Here is a 16,569-nt window from a genome sequence, read left to right on the forward strand (position 1 = left end):
CTCGGCGCCCCACCCCGCATGCCAAGCTGCCCGCATGTCGATCCTGCGTTCCGCCGCCCTCTTCGTCCTCGCCGCGCTCCTGGAGATCGGCGGCGCGTGGCTGGTCTGGCAGGGCGTGCGCGAGCACAAGGGCTGGCTCTGGGCCACCGGCGGCGTCCTCGCGCTCGGCGCCTACGGCTTCGTCGCGACGTTCCAGCCCGACGCCCACTTCGGCCGCGTCCTCGCCGCATACGGCGGCATCTTCGTCGCCGGCTCGATCCTGTGGGGCGTGGTCGCGGACGGCTACCGCCCGGACCGCTGGGACATCACGGGCGCACTGATCTGCCTCGCGGGCATGGCGGTCATCATGTACGCCCCGCGAGGAAACTGACCGGCCCCCCTCAGGAACCTCAGAACGGCTCGTCGGGCAACAGCCCCAACTGCCCGAGGAAGTCCATCTCGTCGAAGTACAGCCGGTAGTCCACGATCCGCCCGTCCCGCACGGTGGCGATGTCCACCCCGCGGATCCTGATCTCCTTCTGCGTCGGCGGCAGCGTCTCGCCGTTCGGCAGCTCCAGCGGCCCGGTGTTGCGCCCGCTGAAGATCCCCTCGTCGATGGCCGTGTCACCGATCTCGTAGGAGTGCAGCGGCTGGAACGTCGCCTCGGGGACCGCCTCCTTCATCGTCCGCCAGTACTCGACGATGTTGTCGCGCCCGCGCAGCTCGCCCTCGTCGGGGGTGAAGGCGACCGCGTCCTCGGCGTACAACTCGGCGACGGTGTTCAGATCGGCGTGCGTGGTGACCGCGTCCGTGAGCCGGTCCATGACCTCACGTGCCTCGCCCATGATCCACCTCCAGGGAAACAGGGGATCACCCGCCCTCATTCTCCCACCGTGGGGCCCACCTATCCTGGCGGGAAGCGCTGCCACCCAAGTCGGCCCGCACACCACGCCCGAGGAGCTCCCATGGCCACCGCCGCCCCGTCCGCAGCCTCCCGCATCGCCGTCGTCACGGGTGCGAGCAGCGGAATCGGCGCCGCCACGGCCCGACAGCTCGCCGCGGCCGGCTACCGCGTCGTCCTCACCGCCCGCCGCAAGGACCGCATCGAGGCGCTGGCGGAGGAGATCAACGCGGCGGGCCACCAGGCCACGGCGTACGCCCTCGACGTCACCGACCGCGCGGCGGTCGACGAGTTCGCGACGGCCTTCCGGACGATCGGGGTGCTGGTGAACAACGCGGGCGGCGCGCTCGGCGCCGACCCGGTCGCGACCGGCGACCCGGCGGACTGGCGGCAGATGTACGAGACGAACGTCATCGGCACGCTCAACCTCACCCAGGCCCTGCTGCCCAAGCTGATCGCGAGCGGCGACGGCACGGTCGTGGTCGTCTCCTCCACCGCGGGCCACGGCACCTACGAGGGCGGCGCGGGCTACGTCGCCGCCAAGCACGGCGCCCACGTCCTCGCCGAGACCCTCCGCCTGGAGATCGTCGGACAGCCGGTCCGCGTCATCGAGATCGCCCCCGGCATGGTCAAGACGGACGAGTTCGCCCTGACCCGCTTCGACGGCGACGAGGAGAAGGCGGCCAAGGTCTACGAGGGCGTCGCCGAACCCCTCACCGCCGACGACGTCGCCGACACGATCACCTGGGCGGTCACCCGCCCCGCCCACGTCAACGTAGACCTCCTGCTCCTCCGCCCCCGCGCCCAGGCGTCGAACACGAAGGTGCACCGGGAGGCGTGAGGCCCCCCGGTCATCAGCCCTTCACGCAGACGACCTGCTTGAGCTTCGCCACGACCTCCACCAGATCGCGCTGCTGGTCGATGACCTGCTCGATCGGCTTGTAGGCCCCGGGGATCTCGTCCACGACGCCGGAGTCCTTGCGGCACTCCACACCCCGGGTCTGCTCCTCCAGGTCCTTCGTCGAGAACCGGCGCTTGGCCGCGTTGCGGCTCATGCGCCGGCCCGCGCCGTGCGACGCGGAGTTGAAGGACTTGTCGTTGCCGAGGCCCTTCACGATGTACGAACCCGTGCCCATGGAGCCGGGGATGATTCCGTAGTCGCCGGAACCCGCCCGGATCGCGCCCTTGCGGGTCACGAGCAGGTCCATGCCCTCGTACCGCTCCTCCGCGACGTAGTTGTGGTGGCAGGAGATCTCCGGCTCGAACGTCGGCTTGGCCTTCTTGAACTCCTTGCGGACCACGTCCTTCAGGAGCGCCATCATGATCGAGCGGTTGTACTTCGCGTACTCCTGCGCCCAGAACAGGTCGTTGCGGTACGCCGCCATCTGCGGGGTGTCCGCGACGAAGACCGCGAGGTCGCGGTCGACCAGCCCCTGGTTGTGCGGGAGCTTCTGGGCCACGCCGATGTGGTGCTCGGCCAGTTCCTTGCCGATGTTCCGGGAACCGGAGTGCAGCATCAACCAGACAGAGCCGGTCGTGTCCGTGCACACTTCGACAAAATGATTTCCGGATCCGAGCGTTCCCATCTGCTTGGTGGCACGTTCCTGACGGAATTTGACCGCTTCCGCAACCCCGCCGAACCGCCCCCAAAAGTCGTCCCACCCAGCCGTACCGAACCCGTGCAGCCGCCCCGGATCCACGGGATCGTCATGCATCCCTCGCCCCACCGGAATGACCTGCTCGATCCTCGACCGCAGCCGCGACAGATCCCCGGGCAGGTCGTTCGCCGTCAGGGACGTCCTCACCGCCGACATCCCGCAGCCGATGTCGACGCCCACCGCCGCCGGGCACACCGCGCCCTGCATCGCGATGACCGAGCCGACCGTCGCGCCCTTGCCGTAGTGGACGTCGGGCATGACGGCCAGGCCCTTGATCCACGGCAGCGTCGCGACGTTCCGGAGCTGCTGGAGCGCCGAGTCCTCGACCGTCGCCGGGTCGGTCCACATCCGGATCGGTACCTTCGCGCCAGGCATTTCTACATAAGACATAGCGTCCTCAATCCCCCGTAAACGAACAGAAGTCCTCAAGAGCACTTACCGGAGCCAACGTCGACGAAAAGGAAATCGGACCGGCGTCCACGGCTGTGCGTGCGATACACATTGTGTTCATCGGCCGCCCCGCGGCGGCAAGCCAATATCCGCGTCGAGAGGAGCCACCACGTGCAACGGAAGGCGTACGCACCCGGTATCGCCGCGCTCCTCGCGGCGCTGCTGGCCGGCTGCACCGGCGGCTCGGGCGACGGCGGCCCGACCGACGACTCCAACCCGGGCGACGCCGGCACGGCTTCGGCCGCCGCCGAGCCCGGCCGCTACCGCACGCTCCCCGAGCCCTGCGACGCGCCCGGCCAGAGCCTGCTCGACGAACTCCTGCCCGGCATCCGGCAGATCAGCGACCGGGAGCAGCGCGAGAAGGCCTACGAGGGCGAGGCGACGCTGACCTACGACACCGACCGCAAGGTCGGCTGCCGTTGGAAGGTCGACTCCACCCAGGCGACCGACCATCTGCTCGTCGACTTCGAGCGGGTCGTCTCCTACGACAACGCCGTCAGCGACGACAGCCAGGCCGAGCAGCTCTTCGCGGAGAAGGAGGCGGCGGCCCACCTGCCGGAGCCGACCGCCACCGAGTCCGTCGCCGCCGGCAGCACCCCGGCCGGCGGTTCCTCGGCCGCACCGAGCGGCTCACCCAGCGGCTCACCGGCCCCCAGTTCCTCCCCGTCCGGCTCGTCGTCGCCCTCGGCGTCCACCTCCGCCACCCCGACCGAGCTCCAGCCACGCGTCCTGGAGGACCTGGGCGACGAGGCGTTCCTCGACGACGAGCTGAGCAGTTCCGGTTCGACGGCCAAGCAGCGGACGGTGACTGTGGCGTTCCGCACGTCCAACGTCATCGTGACCATCGAGTACGCCGAGCAGCCGACGGCGATCGGGGTCGTCCCGGACAGCCAGGAAATGCAGGACAGGGCCCGGAAACTGGCCTCCCAGCTGGCCGATTCGCTGGGCGGCTGAGGCCCCTTCACGCCCCCTTCACGGGCACGCGCAAAGCACCCGAAGAAGAACACACCGCCGCCTCACCGCGTACCGTGACCACTCGGACCCGTCCCGACCGCAGGAACCACGAGCGTCATGAGTGAAGGAACCATGCAGCGACGAGCACAGCGAGAAGAGCGAGACCAGCGAGCGAAGCGCCTGAACCGCGTCCTTGTCTGCGCGGCCGCCGTCCCCGTGATGCTGGTCGCCGCCGGCTGCTCCTCGGACTCCGGCTCCGGCGACAGCACCGACAAGGCCGCGAAGGCCGCCGCCTCGGCGTCCGCGAGCCCGTCGCCGACCGTGCAGGCGGCGGCGTACGGCAAGCTCCCGGAGCCGTGCAAGGCGCTTTCGAAGAAGACGCTGGAGGACCTCGTTCCGGAGAGCAAGTCCGGCAAGGAGGGCAAGTCGGACGACATCTCCACGCGCGGCAGCTGCTCCTGGAACAGCCTCGACAACAACGGCGTGAAGGGCTCGCAGTTCCGCTGGCTGAACGTGTCGATGCTGCGCTTCGAGTCGGACGTCACACGCGGCCCGGCCGACGAGCTCGCCCACGAGTACTTCGAGAAGCAGGTCCAGGACGCCCAGGCCGCGGAGGGCGCCAAGGGCGTGAAGTCGGAGCCGGTGCCCGGGACGGGCGACGAGGCGACGGCCGTGCGCTACGAGCTGAAGAAGAAGGAAGGCACCTTCAAGCAGCAGACGCTCGTGGCGCGCGTGGAGAACGTCGTCGTCACCCTGGACTACAACGGCGCGGGCCTGGCCGGTGACAAGTCCCCGAGCGCCGAGGACCTGCTGAAGGACGTGAAGAAGGCCGCCAAGGAGGCGGTGGCGGCGGTGTCCGAGGCGAACGGCGCGGGCGGCGGCAAGGCGAGCGGCGCGCCGTCCAAGTCCCCGTCCGGCTCCCCGTCGAAGTCGGCGTCCGGGGAAGCCTCGGACGAGCCGTCGAAGGACGCGTCGGAGTCGCCGTCCAAGAAGCCCGTCTCGAAGAGCTGAACAAGCCCGACGGGAACCGGCCACCCGTCCTCCGCACATATGTGCCACCCTGTTGCGCGCAACAACACGCAAGGGGAGGGGAGTACGGGTGGCCGCGCCACTGCAACTGACTCGGACGCACCGCGTTCTCATCGGCGTGGTCGTGGCCGGCGCCGTGATCATCGCCGGCATCGGCTTCGCCGGTTCGTACGCGGCCGTCCGCGAGTTGGCCCTCCAGAAGGGCTTCGGGAACTTCTCCTACGTCTTCCCGATCGGCATCGACGCGGGCATCTGCGTCCTGCTGGCCCTGGACCTGCTCCTCACCTGGATCAGGATCCCGTTCCCGCTGCTCCGCCAGACGGCGTGGCTGCTGACGGCGGCGACGATCGCGTTCAACGGCGCGGCGGCCTGGCCGGATCCGCTGGGCGTGGGCATGCACGCGGTCATCCCGATCCTGTTCGTGGTCGCGGTCGAGGCGGCCCGCCACGCGATCGGCCGGATCGCCGACATCACGGCCGACAAGCACATGGAGGGCGTCCGCCTCACCCGCTGGCTCCTCTCCCCCGTCCCGACGTTCCTCCTCTGGCGCCGCATGAAGCTGTGGGAGCTCCGCTCCTACGACCAGGTCATCAAGCTGGAGCAGGAACGTCTCGTCTACCAGGCCCGCCTGCGTTCCCGCTTCGGCCGCTCGTGGCGCAGGAAGGCCCCGGTGGAGTCGCTGATGCCGCTGCGGCTGGCGAGGTACGGCGTTCCGCTGGCGGAGACGGCCCCGGCGGGGCTGGCGGCGGCGGGCATAGAGCCGGCGCTGATACCCCCGCCTCCGCCCCAGGCCGACCTGGACGCGGTTCGTGCCGCCGGGGCGGCTCCCGACCCGCAGAGGGCGGCACCTCCCGGCGAGCAGCGCCCTCAGCTCGAGAGCAACCACGAAGCCGGGTACCCGGAACCGGAACCCGAGCCGGACCAGAGCCCTTGGTTCAACGCCCCCCGGGAGGTCGAGTACCAGGGCGGCTACGACCCGGCCTACGACCCCGACCAGTACGCCCAGTGGATCGCCGGGGAACAGGACGCCGAGCGGCACCAGCCCGAGTACGACCCGGCCCCCTCCCCGGAGGACACCGGCAGCTTCCCCATCCCGGTGGGCCCCAACCGCACCCGGGAACTGGGCGACGGCGGCGGCGCCCCGCCGGCTCCCGAGCCGGACGAGGAGGCGTACTACCAGGTGTTCCGCCAGTCGATAGACGGCAGCTACCCCACGCCCCGCGCCCTCGGCGACAACATCCAGGCCACGTACGGCACGACGCTGAGCCCGGGCGAGCTGAAGTCCCTCGTGGAACGCTTCCAGAAGCGCCACACGGCGGAGCTGGAAGAGGACCACATCGCGTGAACGCATAAGAGCGTGAACGCATAAGAAAAGGGGCCCTCGGGTGAGGGCCCCTTCTCTTTCGACCTCTTACGACGAAACCGCCGCTACTCGCCGAGCAGGTGCCGGACCCGCTCCTGCCCCACCGCCAGCAGCAGCGTGGGCAGCCGCGGCCCCGTGTCCCGCCCGACCAGCAGGTGGTACAGCAGGGCGAAGAAGGACCGCTGGGCGGTCTTGATCTCCGGCGGCAGTTCCTTCGGCGTCGCGTCGGCGGAGAACCCGGCCTGCACCTTGGGCACGCCGTAGACGAGGTGGGTCAGCCCGTCCAGCGACCAGTGGTCGGCCAGGCCGTCGAGCAGCAGCCGCAGCGACTGGAGCCCCTGCTCGTCGAGCGACTTCAGCAGCTCGGCGTCGGGCTCGTCCCGCACGATGGTCCGCTGGTCGGCGGGCACGTGCGTGTTGATCCAGGCCTCGGCCTTGTCGTACCGGGGCCGGGCCTCCTCCAGGGAGCCCAGCGGCCGCGACGGGTCCAGCTCGCTGAGGATGCGCAGCGCCTGGTCCTCGTGCCCGGCGGTGATGTCGGCGACGGACGCCAGCGTCCGGTACGGCAGCGGCCGGGGCGTGCGCGGCAGCTCACCGGCGGCCGTGCGCACGGCACGGGAGTGCGCGGCGGCGTCGGCCGGCAGGGCGCTGCCGTCGGCGACCTTGGCGTCCAGCCGGTCCCACTCGTCGTAGAGCCGCTGGATCTCCTGGTCGAAGGCGACCTTGAAGGACTGGTTGGGCCGGCGGCGGGCGTAGAGCCAGCGCAACAGCTGCGGTTCCATGATCTTCAGGGCGTCGCCCGGGGTGGGTACACCGCCCTTCGAGGACGACATCTTCGCCATGCCGGAGATGCCGACGAAGGCGTACATCGGCCCGATGGGCTGCTTGCCGCCGAAGATCCCGACGATCTCCCCGCCGACCTGGAACGAGGAGCCCGGGGAGGAGTGGTCGACACCGCTCGGCTCGAACACGACCCCCTCGTAGGCCCACCGCATCGGCCAGTCGACCTTCCAGACCAGCTTGCCGCGGTTGAACTCGTTCAGCCGGACCGTCTCGGAGAAGCCGCACGCGGTGCAGGCGTACGTCAGCTCGGTGGAGTCGTCCTCGTAGGACGTGACGGTGGTGAGGTCCTTCTCGCAGTTGCCGCAGTACGGCTTGTACGGGAAGTAGCCGGCGGAGCCGGAGCTGCCGTCGTCCTCGGCGGCCGCGCCGGAGCCCTCGGCGGCCTCCAGCTCGGCCTCGTCGACCGGCTTCTGGCCCTGCTGCTTCTTGGCGGGGGCCTTCTTGGTCCGGTACTGGTCGAGGATGGCGTCGATGTCGCCGCGGTGCTTCATGGCGTGCAGGATCTGCTCGCGGTACACGCCGGAGGTGTACTGCTCGGTCTGGCTGATCCCGTCGAACTCCACGCCCAGCTCGGCCAGCGACTCGATCATCGCGGCCTTGAAGTGCTCGGCCCAGTTCGGGTGCGAGGAGCCCTTCGGCGCCGGGACGGACGTCAGCGGCTTGCCGATGTGCTCGGCCCAGGACTCGTCGACGCCCGGGACACCGGCCGGGACCTTGCGGTAGCGGTCGTAGTCGTCCCAGGAGATCAGGTGTCGCACCCGGTAGCCGCGGCGGCGGATCTCGTCGGCGACCAGGTGCGGGGTCATGACCTCGCGGAGGTTGCCGAGGTGGATGGGGCCGGACGGGGACAGCCCGGACGCGACGACGACGGGTTTGCCCGGGGCCCGGCGCTCCGACTCCTCGATGACCTCATCCGCGAAACGGGAGACCCAGTCGGTGGTCTCGGTGCTCTGAGCCACGATCGGCACGTCCTTCTTTCTGCATCGGGCAGCCGGTACGGTCGCACGGCTGACCGCCCTATTGTCCCAGACCCCCTCGCGCCCGGGAAAACGGCTTTACCCCCCATGGGATACTGGCCGTGTCTATCGATTCCCTCGAGGAGAACGGCACCCTTACCTATGGCCTCGGTCACGTCCCTCAGCGACTCCGTCCACCAGCGCCTCGCGGCGGCCCTGTCGGCAGCCCTGCCGCAGGCCGGCTCCGCGGACCCGCTGCTGCGACGAAGCGACCGGGCCGACTTCCAGGCCAACGGGATCCTGGCCCTCGCGAAGAAGGAGAAGGCCAACCCGCGGGAGCTGGCGACGCAGGTCGTCGCCGGGGTCGAGGCGGGCGAGGTGATCAAGGACGTCGAGGTCTCCGGTCCCGGCTTCCTGAACGTCACGGTCACCGACCGGGCGATCACCGAGAACCTCGCCGCGCGCTACGCGGACGACACGGGCCGCCTCGGCGTGCCCTCCGCAAAGAACCCGGGCACCACGGTCATCGACTACGCCCAGCCGAACGTGGCGAAGGAGATGCACGTCGGCCACCTGCGCTCCGCGGTGATCGGCGACTCGGTGGTGCGGCTGCTGGAGTTCACGGGCGAGTCGGTGGTCCGGCGTCACCACATCGGCGACTGGGGCACCCAGTTCGGCATGCTCATCCAGTACTTGGAGGAGCACCCGCACGAGCTGGACCACAAGTCGTCCGAGGTGAGCGGCGAGGAGGCGATGTCGAACCTCGACCGCCTCTACAAGGCCGCCCGCAAGGTCTTCGACTCCGACGAGGAGTTCAAGACGCGCGCCCGGCGCCGGGTGGTCGACCTCCAGGCGGGCGACCCGCAGACGCTCGCCATGTGGCAGAAGTTCGTCGACGAGTCGAAGATCTACTTCTTCTCCGTCTTCGACAAGCTGGACATGGAGATCCGCGACGAGGACATCGTCGGCGAGTCGGGTTACAACGACATGCTCGCCGAGACGTGCCGCCTGCTGGAGGAGTCGGGCGTCGCGGTCCGCTCCGAGGGGGCGCTCTGTGTCTTCTTCGACGACATCAAGGGCCCGGACGGCAAGCCGGTCCCGCTGATCGTGCAGAAGTCGGACGGCGGCTACGGCTACGCGGCGACCGACCTCTCGGCGATCCGCGACCGCGTCTTCACCATCAAGGCGAACACGCTGCTGTACGTGGTGGACGCCCGCCAGTCGCTGCACTTCAAGATGGTCTTCGAGACGGCCCGGCGCGCCGGCTGGCTGAACGGCGACGTCGAGGCGGTGCAGCTCGCCTTCGGCACGGTCCTCGGCAAGGACGGCAAGCCGTTCAAGACCCGTGAGGGCGAGACGGTCCGCCTGGTCGACCTCCTCGACGAGGCGATCGACCGCGCGTCGGCGGTGGTCCGGGAGAAGGCCCAGGACCTCTCCGAGGAGGAGATCGCCGAGCGGGGCACCCAGGTGGGCATCGGCGCGGTGAAGTACGCGGACCTGTCGACGTCGGCGAGCCGGGACTACAAGTTCGACCTGGACCAGATGGTCTCGCTGAACGGCGACACGTCCGTCTACCTCCAGTACGCCTACGCCCGTATCCAGTCGATCCTGCGCAAGGCCGGCGAGTCGCGCCCCGCGGCCCGTCCGGAGCTGGACCTGCACGCGGCGGAGCGGGCGCTCGGCCTGCACGTGGACGCGTTCGCGGCGACGGTCGCGGAGGCGGCGGCGGAGTACGCCCCGCACAAGCTGACGGCGTACCTGTACCAGTTGGCGTCGCTCTTCACGGCGTTCTACGACAAGTGCCCGGTGCTGAAGGCCGAGTCGCCCGAGCAGATCGAGAACCGCCTGTTCCTCTGCGACGTCACGGCCCGCACGCTCCACCAGGGCATGGCTTTGCTGGGCATCCGGACGCCCGAGCGGCTCTGATACCGCCCTGTCGTGACAGGCCGAGGGCGGCACCCCCTGTGGGGTGCCGCCCTCGGTGTCGTCGCGGGAGGCCGGTCAGCGCTGGGCCGTGCTGTTCGCGCCGTCCAGGGCCTCCCGGATGATGTCCGCGTGCCCGGCGTGCTGGGCGGTCTCCCTGATCAGGTGCAGCAGGATCCGGCGCACGGACCAGGACCCGGGCTCGGGCGGCGACCAGGGCGTCTTCGGCAGGGGCACGCTGTGGTCCAGGTCCGGCAGCCCGGCCACGGCTTCCCCGGTCGCCCGGGCGGCCGCCGCGTAGCGCTCCAGGAGGGCGGGGAGGGTGTCGCCCTCGGCCATGCGGTACTGCCCCATGTCGAGCATGCCGTCGGGCAGTTCACCGTCGCCCTTGACCATGAGCTGCGTCCACACCTCCTCTCCCTGCGCGAGGTGCTTCACGATCCCGCCGAGGGTCAGTTCGCTCACGGTCGTACGCCGGGCGGCCTGCGCGTCGGTCAGTCCGCGCACGGTGATCAGCAGCAACTCCCGCTGCTCCGCGAACGCCTCCAGCAGGTCCGTCTTCTCCGAGGAAGTGGTCATGGAAGGAGCGTAGGAGGCAATTAGGTCAGGACGTGTCCCCTGTCGGATCGGTGTCCCCTGTCGGATGGGTGTCCCCGCCCGTCCCATCGCCCGGCCGGACCGTTTGTCAGTGGCCGGCTCTACAGTCACCACCATGGCGACACTTCCGAACCCCCTGCCGACGCTGGCGGCGGACCCGAGCGGACGCGCGCTCGGACTGCACCTCCCCGCCGGGGCGCTCGTGGACACGACCGACGAGGGCCCCTGGCACGAGCCGTTGCTGTGGTGCGCGGACGAGCGGGCCGTGCCGGGCGGCTGGACGGCGCTGGAGCCGGCCCGCCGTACGGGACTGCTGCCGGTCGTCCTCGACGTGGGGGACGGCCATGGGGGCCCGGACCGCTGGGAGTTGGCGCCCGGCGCGGTGTCGTACCCCGGGGACCACGACGCCGAGGAGGTCCTGGCGGAGTACTGGGAGGAGTACGCCGCGGAGGGCGACGCCTGGCCCGGACCGGCCGGCGACCTCCCGCAGGACCGGGACCCGGACGCGGTGGCGGCGGGCATCGCGGACTCCCTGCTCTCCGACGGCGGCCCGCTCAAGGCCCCGCACCTCGCCCTCGTCCCGGCCCGCCGCAGCGCCGACATCCCCACGGCGATCGGCTGGACGGGCCCGGCGAACCACGAGGGCGACACGGCCCGGCTCAGCGCGGTGCTGCGCTCCTGGGAGGACCGCTTCGGCATCCGGGTCGTCGCGCTCGGCTTCGATCACCTGCTGGTGTCGGTCGCCGCCCCGCCCACCACCGTGACCGACGCGGAGGCCCTCGCCGCCGAGCACTTCGCGTTCTGCCCGGCCACCATAGGCCAGGGCAGCGACCCGACCATCGAGGCCTACGCCGCGCACCAGATCCTCGACCGGCCGACCTGGCACTTCTGGTGGGACTAGACGGACCGGGGTGATGCCGAACTCCTCCTCCCAGGAGCCGGCGCCCCCCTAGGCCCGGGGAGCCGCGCCCCGCAGACCCTCCCCGAGCCTGCGCAGCCCCTCCCCGATCTCCTGCGGCGCCTGCGTCACGAAGCACAGCCGCAGGGTCGTGCGGTCGGGCGTGCCGGCGTAGAAGGGGACGCCGGGGACGTACGCCACGTCGTGCCGCACCACCTGCGGCAACAGGGCCGTCGTGTCGTACGGCTCCGGCAGGCTCGCCCAGAGGAACATGCCGCCCTCGGGGCGGGTCCAGACCGACCCCTCGGGCAGCGCCCCGGCCAGCCCCGCGAGCATGGCGTCGCGGCGTTCGCGGTAGACGCGGGCGACGCGCGTGATGTGGGCGTCCAGGTCGCTGTCGGCCAGGTACCGGGCCGCGGCGAGCTGGTTGACGGTCGGGGTGTGCAGGTCGGCGGCCTGCTTGGCGACGGCACAGGCGCGCCGCAGCTCCCCGGGCGCGCGCAGCCAGCCCAGCCGCAGTCCGGGCGCCATCACCTTGGAGAAGCTGCCGAGCAGCGCCGTACGGTCCTCGGCGCCGGGGTGGGAGGCGATCCACGGCACGCGGTCGCCGTCGTAGCGAAGCTCCCCGTAGGGGTCGTCCTCGACGATCCACAGCCCGTGCCGGGCGGCGACGGAGGCCACCGCGGCGCGCCGGCCGGCGGGCAGCGTCCGGCCGGTGGGGTTCTGGAAGGTCGGCACGGTGTAGAGCAGCTTGGGCCGCTCGCGCACCACCAGGTCCGCCAGCGCCTCGGGGTCGAGGCCGTGCTCGTCGCCGGGCACCGCCACGACGCGCGCTCCGGCGAAGCCGAAGGCCTGAAGTGCGGCCAGATAGCAGGGGTTCTCGACGAGGACGGTGTCCCCGGGTTCGAGCAGCGCGGTGGCCAGGAGGGAGAGGGCCTGCTGGGAGCCGGTGGTGACGAGCAGGTCGTCGGGGCCGGTCGGCAGGCCGCGCTCGGTGGTGCGGGCGGCCAGCGCGGCTCGCAGCCCGGGCTCGCCCTCGGTCGTGGAGTACTGCAACGCCCGCGCGGGCACCTCGGTGAGCACCGCCCGGTACGCGGCCGCGATGGCCTCGGCGTCGAACAGCTCCGGCGCTGGCAGCCCGCCCGCGAAGTTGATCACCTCGGGGCGGGCGGTGACGGCGAGGATGTCCCGCACGGGAGAGCCGCCGACCGAGCGCGCCCGCGCGGCGAGCCGCGGCGCGGGAGAGCGGGTGGGCGTGGGCGTGGGCTCGGTGACGGTCATGGCACGGCTCCTTCGGCTGCGGGACGGCTCGTGCGCCGCAGCCTAGGGAAATACGTGCCGCCTACAAGAATATTCCGGGATCCGGACAGCCCCGGGGGGAACGGCCGGGCGGACGCCCACAGGCGCCCCTCGCTCAGCCCTCGCTCAGCCCTCGCCCAACCCCTCGTTCAGCCCTTGGCCCCGATCGCGGCGTACACGTTGATGTCCGCGTCCGTCACGTCGTTGATGTCGCGGTAGCGGACCTTCTCGATGTCGTCGAGGCCGGCGAGGAAGGACTCATCGGGCTGCTCGGGGACGGGGGCCGCGTGGTCGGGCCGCCAGCGGTGCGCGGGGACGATCCCCGGGTCGGCGATCTCCAGCCGGTTCTCCGTGAAGAACCGCTCGACCTCCGCCCGGGACCGCAGCACGAAGGTGAACCCCCGCTCGGTGTACGTCCGCTGGACCGCGCGGATGTTCTCGGGGTTCAGGTCCTCGGTGAGGTGGCTGAGCACCAGCCGGCTGCCGGCGGGCAGCGCGTCGAGCAGCTCGCGCACCAGCGGGTACGCCTCCCCGTCCTCGACGAAGTGCAGGATCGCCACCAGGCACAGCGCGACCGGCCGGTCGAAGTCCAGGGTCTTGGCGGCCTGTTCGAGGATGCCGGCCGGGTCCCGCAGATCGGCGTCGATGTAGTCCGTGCGCCCCTCGGGCCCGCTGGTGAGCAGGGCGCGGGCGTGCGCGAGCACGACCGGGTCGTTGTCGACGTAGACGACCCGCGTGTCGGGCGCGGTCCGCTGCGCGATCTGGTGCACGTTCTCGGCGGTCGGCAGTCCCGTACCGATGTCGAGGAACTGCCGGATGCCGTCCTGCTCCACCAGCGTGGTCACCGCGCGGCGCAGGAAGTCGCGGTTGTGCCGCACGTCGAGGTACCCGCGCGGGTTCGCGGCGAGCGCGGCGGCAGCGGCGTCCCGGTCCGCCGGATAGTGGTCCTTGCCGCCGAGGAAGACGTCGTAGACCCGCGCCGGGTGCGCCTTGCTGCTGTCGATCCTCCTCCGCAGCTCGGCGAGGTCCTGGCTGAGGGCGTCACCGGACATGGGCGTCTCCCTGAAGAGTAGGTGGTTCAATCAGCAACCACTCCGACGGTCAACAACCTAACGCCCCAGGGAACTTGAAGGTGCCCTCCCCCGACTAGCGCAGCTTCTGGGCCACTTCGGTGGCCCAGTAGGTGAGGATGTTCCGCGCGCCGGCCCGCCGGATCCCGGTCAGGGCCTCCATGATCGCCCGGTCCCGGTCGATCCAGCCCTTCTCGGCGGCGGCCTCGATCATCGAGTACTCGCCGGAGATCTGGTAGGCGACGACCGGCACGTCCACGGCGTCCGCGACCCGGGCGAGGATGTCCAGGTAGGGCCCGGCCGGCTTGACCATCACCATGTCGGCGCCCTCCTCCAGGTCGAGGGCCAGCTCGCGCAGGGACTCGCGCGCGTTCGCGGGATCCTGCTGGTAGGTCTTCCGGTCCCCCTGCAGGGACGAGGCGACGGCCTCCCGGAAGGGCCCGTAGAACGCGGAGGCGTACTTGACGGTGTAGGCGAGGATGGCGACGTCCTCCCGCCCGATCTGATCGAGGGCGTCGCGGACGACCCCGACCTGCCCGTCCATCATCCCGCTGGGCCCGACCACATGGGCGCCGGCGTCGGCCTGCACCTGGGCCATCTCGGCGTACCGCTCCAGGGTCGCGTCGTTGTCGACCCGCCCCTGCGCGTCGAGCACGCCGCAGTGCCCGTGATCGGTCGTCTCGTCCAGGCACAGATCGGACATGACGAGCAGATCGTCCCCGACCTCGGCCCGCACGTCCCGGATGGCGACCTGGAGAATCCCGTCCGGATCGGTCCCCGGCGTCCCGAGCGCGTCCTTCTTGGACTCCTCCGGCACACCGAACAGCATGATCCCGGAGACCCCGGCCGCCACCGCCTCCGCGGCCGCCTTCTTCAGGCTGTCCCGCGTGTGCTGCACGACCCCGGGCATCGCCGCGATCGGCACCGGCTCGCTGACGCCCTCGCGCACGAAGGCCGGAAGGATGAGGTCGGCGGGGTGCAGCCTGGTCTCGGCGACCATCCGACGCATGACGGGATTACTCCGCAAACGCCGCGGCCGCGCACCGGGAAAAGATCCGTACGTCGTCATGCCCTCTACGCTACGCCCGCCCCCTGCACGCCGATGCCGACGCGATGTCGGCTGCCCCAGCTGCGCCCACCACCCCCCAGGTCCATCCTGAAGACAACAACGACAAGGACATGGACCCCGACGGCCGAAAAGACCCCGCCGCCGCCGTCCCTCCGTACCCGCCCCCACGGAGGACGCGATGACCGCCCCCCACCACACCCCCGACCTCTTCGCCCTGTCAGAAATCCACGGCCCGGTCCTACGCCCCGGCGACCCCGCCTACGCCGACGAGGTCACCGGCTTCAACCTCGCCGCCCTCCACACCCCCGACGTCGTCATAGGAGCCACCGGCGCCGACGACATCGTCACCGCCATGCGCTGGGCCAGAGCCACCGGCACCCCCGTCGCCGTCCAGGCCACCGGCCACGGCGCGAACTTCCCCATCGAGCAGGGCCTGCTGCTCAACACCGCCCGCATGACGGACGTACGGGTCGACCCCACCACCCGCACCGCCACCATCGCCGCGGGCGCGAAGTGGAGCCACGTCATGGCCGCGGCCGCCCCCCACGGCCTCGCGGGCCTGTGCGGCACCTCCACGGACGCGGGCGTCATCGGCTACACCCTCGGCGGCGGACTCCCCGTCCTCGGCCGCGCCTACGGCTACGCCGCCGACCTCGTCCGCTCCTTCCAGGTCGTCACCCCGGACGGCCACCTGCGCGAGACGGACCCCCAGCACGAGCCGGAACTGTTCTGGGCACTGCGCGGCGGCAAGGGCAACGTAGGCATCGTCACCTCGCTCGTCACCGAGCTGCTCCCCCTGCCCCACCTCTACGGCGGCGGCGTGTACTGCGCCGGCGAGCACACGGAGGCCCTGCTCCGGGCCTGGGTGGACTGGACCCGCACCGTCCCGGACGAGATGTGCAGCGCGTTCACGATCCTGCGCCTGCCGCCCATCCCGCAGATCCCCGAACCCCTGCGCGGCGGCTTCTGGGCCCGTGTCGCGATCGCCTGGCCCGGGGATCCGGCCGAGGGCGAGGCACTGATCGCCCCGATCCGCGCGGCGGCCCCCGTGGCCGTCGACACGGTCGAGGTCATGGAGCACGCGGCGCTGGACCGCATCCACATGGACCCCCAGGACCCGCTCCCCGCCAGGGAGTCCTGCCTCCTGCTGCGCGACCTGCCCCCCGACGCAATCCGCACGTTCCTGGAGCAGGCCGGCCCCACGGCCGGCGCCGACTTCCCCCTGCTGATGGTCGAGCTGCGCCACATGGGCGGCGCGATGTCCCGCCCGTCCCCCGTCGAGGACGCCGTCTGCTCCCGCGACGCGCTGTACTTCCTGGACTCGGTCGGCGTCCTGGCCGCACCACCCGCCGCCGAAGCCATCGAACAGGCGACACAGCAGCTCTACACGGCCATGGCCCCCTACGGCACCGGCCGCACCATGGTCAACATCCACGGCACCCCGGGCGACGAACAGGACCGCGCCCGCGCCTGGACCACGGAGGTCTACGAACGCCTACGCCACGACAAGGCCACCTACGACCCGACCAACCTCCTGCGCTACGGCCACGCGGTGACGCCCGCGTAGCCGCAGCCCACAC

The 16,569-nt window shown here is 71.2% G+C and carries 15 protein-coding genes; 8 read left to right on the top strand and 7 right to left on the bottom strand.

The window, feature by feature from the left end:
- Window positions 1-34 precede the first annotated feature (34 nt).
- A complete protein-coding gene (locus IE255_RS11415; protein WP_190050047.1) occupies window positions 35-370 on the top strand; it encodes a YnfA family protein in 336 nt (111 codons plus the stop codon).
- A gap of 19 nt (window positions 371-389) precedes the next feature.
- Here the strand turns inward: IE255_RS11415 and IE255_RS11420 are convergent, their stop codons facing one another.
- Window positions 390-824, bottom strand: coding sequence for an ester cyclase (locus IE255_RS11420; protein WP_190050048.1), 435 nt, complete (start codon window positions 822-824; stop codon window positions 390-392).
- Window positions 825-944: 120 nt separating this feature from the next.
- Between IE255_RS11420 and IE255_RS11425 the strand changes: the two genes are divergently transcribed.
- Window positions 945-1,721 (top strand): SDR family NAD(P)-dependent oxidoreductase, encoded by a 777-nt coding sequence (locus tag IE255_RS11425; RefSeq protein WP_190050049.1) that lies wholly within the window; start codon window positions 945-947, stop codon window positions 1,719-1,721.
- A 13-nt stretch (window positions 1,722-1,734) separates the two neighbouring features.
- Here IE255_RS11425 and IE255_RS11430 read toward each other — a convergent pair whose 3' ends face one another.
- The gene (locus tag IE255_RS11430) at window positions 1,735-2,928 is read right to left on the bottom strand and encodes an RtcB family protein (RefSeq protein WP_190050050.1); all 1,194 of its coding nucleotides are present in this window, start codon (window positions 2,926-2,928) and stop codon (window positions 1,735-1,737) included.
- A gap of 171 nt (window positions 2,929-3,099) precedes the next feature.
- On the opposite strand from IE255_RS11430, the gene IE255_RS11435 reads away from it, so the two are divergent.
- From IE255_RS11435 to IE255_RS11445, 3 genes are all read left to right on the top strand, one after another.
- Window positions 3,100-3,942: a DUF3558 domain-containing protein gene (locus IE255_RS11435; protein WP_190050051.1), complete on the top strand. Its 843-nt coding sequence runs from the start codon at window positions 3,100-3,102 to the stop codon at window positions 3,940-3,942.
- Window positions 3,943-4,059: 117 nt separating this feature from the next.
- Window positions 4,060-4,953: a DUF3558 family protein gene (locus tag IE255_RS11440; RefSeq protein WP_190050052.1), complete on the top strand. Its 894-nt coding sequence runs from the start codon at window positions 4,060-4,062 to the stop codon at window positions 4,951-4,953.
- 88 nt (window positions 4,954-5,041) lie between these two features.
- Entirely contained in the window at window positions 5,042-6,316 is a 1,275-nt protein-coding gene (locus IE255_RS11445) for a DUF2637 domain-containing protein (protein WP_190050053.1), read from the top strand.
- Between the two features lie 83 nt (window positions 6,317-6,399).
- On the opposite strand, the gene lysS is transcribed toward IE255_RS11445, so the two are convergent.
- Window positions 6,400-8,145: a lysine--tRNA ligase gene (gene lysS / locus IE255_RS11450; protein ID WP_190050054.1), complete on the bottom strand. Its 1,746-nt coding sequence runs from the start codon at window positions 8,143-8,145 to the stop codon at window positions 6,400-6,402.
- A gap of 150 nt (window positions 8,146-8,295) precedes the next feature.
- Between lysS and argS the strand changes: the two genes are divergently transcribed.
- Window positions 8,296-10,059: an arginine--tRNA ligase gene (argS, locus tag IE255_RS11455; protein WP_190050055.1), complete on the top strand. Its 1,764-nt coding sequence runs from the start codon at window positions 8,296-8,298 to the stop codon at window positions 10,057-10,059.
- 75 nt (window positions 10,060-10,134) lie between these two features.
- Here argS and IE255_RS11460 read toward each other — a convergent pair whose 3' ends face one another.
- On the bottom strand, window positions 10,135-10,635 hold the full coding sequence (locus IE255_RS11460; RefSeq protein WP_190050056.1) for a DinB family protein: 501 nt from the start codon (window positions 10,633-10,635) through the stop codon (window positions 10,135-10,137).
- 133 nt (window positions 10,636-10,768) lie between these two features.
- Between IE255_RS11460 and IE255_RS11465 the strand changes: the two genes are divergently transcribed.
- Window positions 10,769-11,554: a DUF4253 domain-containing protein gene (locus IE255_RS11465; protein WP_190050057.1), complete on the top strand. Its 786-nt coding sequence runs from the start codon at window positions 10,769-10,771 to the stop codon at window positions 11,552-11,554.
- Window positions 11,555-11,602: 48 nt separating this feature from the next.
- On the opposite strand, the gene IE255_RS11470 is transcribed toward IE255_RS11465, so the two are convergent.
- The 3 genes from IE255_RS11470 to hemB form a co-directional block, all read right to left on the bottom strand.
- The gene (locus IE255_RS11470) at window positions 11,603-12,832 is read right to left on the bottom strand and encodes an aminotransferase-like domain-containing protein (RefSeq protein WP_190050058.1); all 1,230 of its coding nucleotides are present in this window, start codon (window positions 12,830-12,832) and stop codon (window positions 11,603-11,605) included.
- 167 nt (window positions 12,833-12,999) lie between these two features.
- Window positions 13,000-13,902: an SAM-dependent methyltransferase gene (locus tag IE255_RS11475; protein ID WP_190050059.1), complete on the bottom strand. Its 903-nt coding sequence runs from the start codon at window positions 13,900-13,902 to the stop codon at window positions 13,000-13,002.
- Window positions 13,903-13,996: 94 nt separating this feature from the next.
- The gene (gene hemB / locus IE255_RS11480; RefSeq protein WP_190050060.1) at window positions 13,997-14,989 is read right to left on the bottom strand and encodes a porphobilinogen synthase; all 993 of its coding nucleotides are present in this window, start codon (window positions 14,987-14,989) and stop codon (window positions 13,997-13,999) included.
- A gap of 178 nt (window positions 14,990-15,167) precedes the next feature.
- On the opposite strand from hemB, the gene IE255_RS11485 reads away from it, so the two are divergent.
- Complete coding sequence (locus IE255_RS11485; RefSeq protein ID WP_190050061.1) at window positions 15,168-16,556, top strand: FAD-binding oxidoreductase; 1,389 nt, start codon at window positions 15,168-15,170, stop codon at window positions 16,554-16,556.
- Window positions 16,557-16,569: the final 13 nt, after the last annotated feature.

Source organism: Streptomyces lomondensis (assembly GCF_014651035.1).
Taxonomy (GTDB): domain Bacteria; phylum Actinomycetota; class Actinomycetes; order Streptomycetales; family Streptomycetaceae; genus Streptomyces; species Streptomyces lomondensis.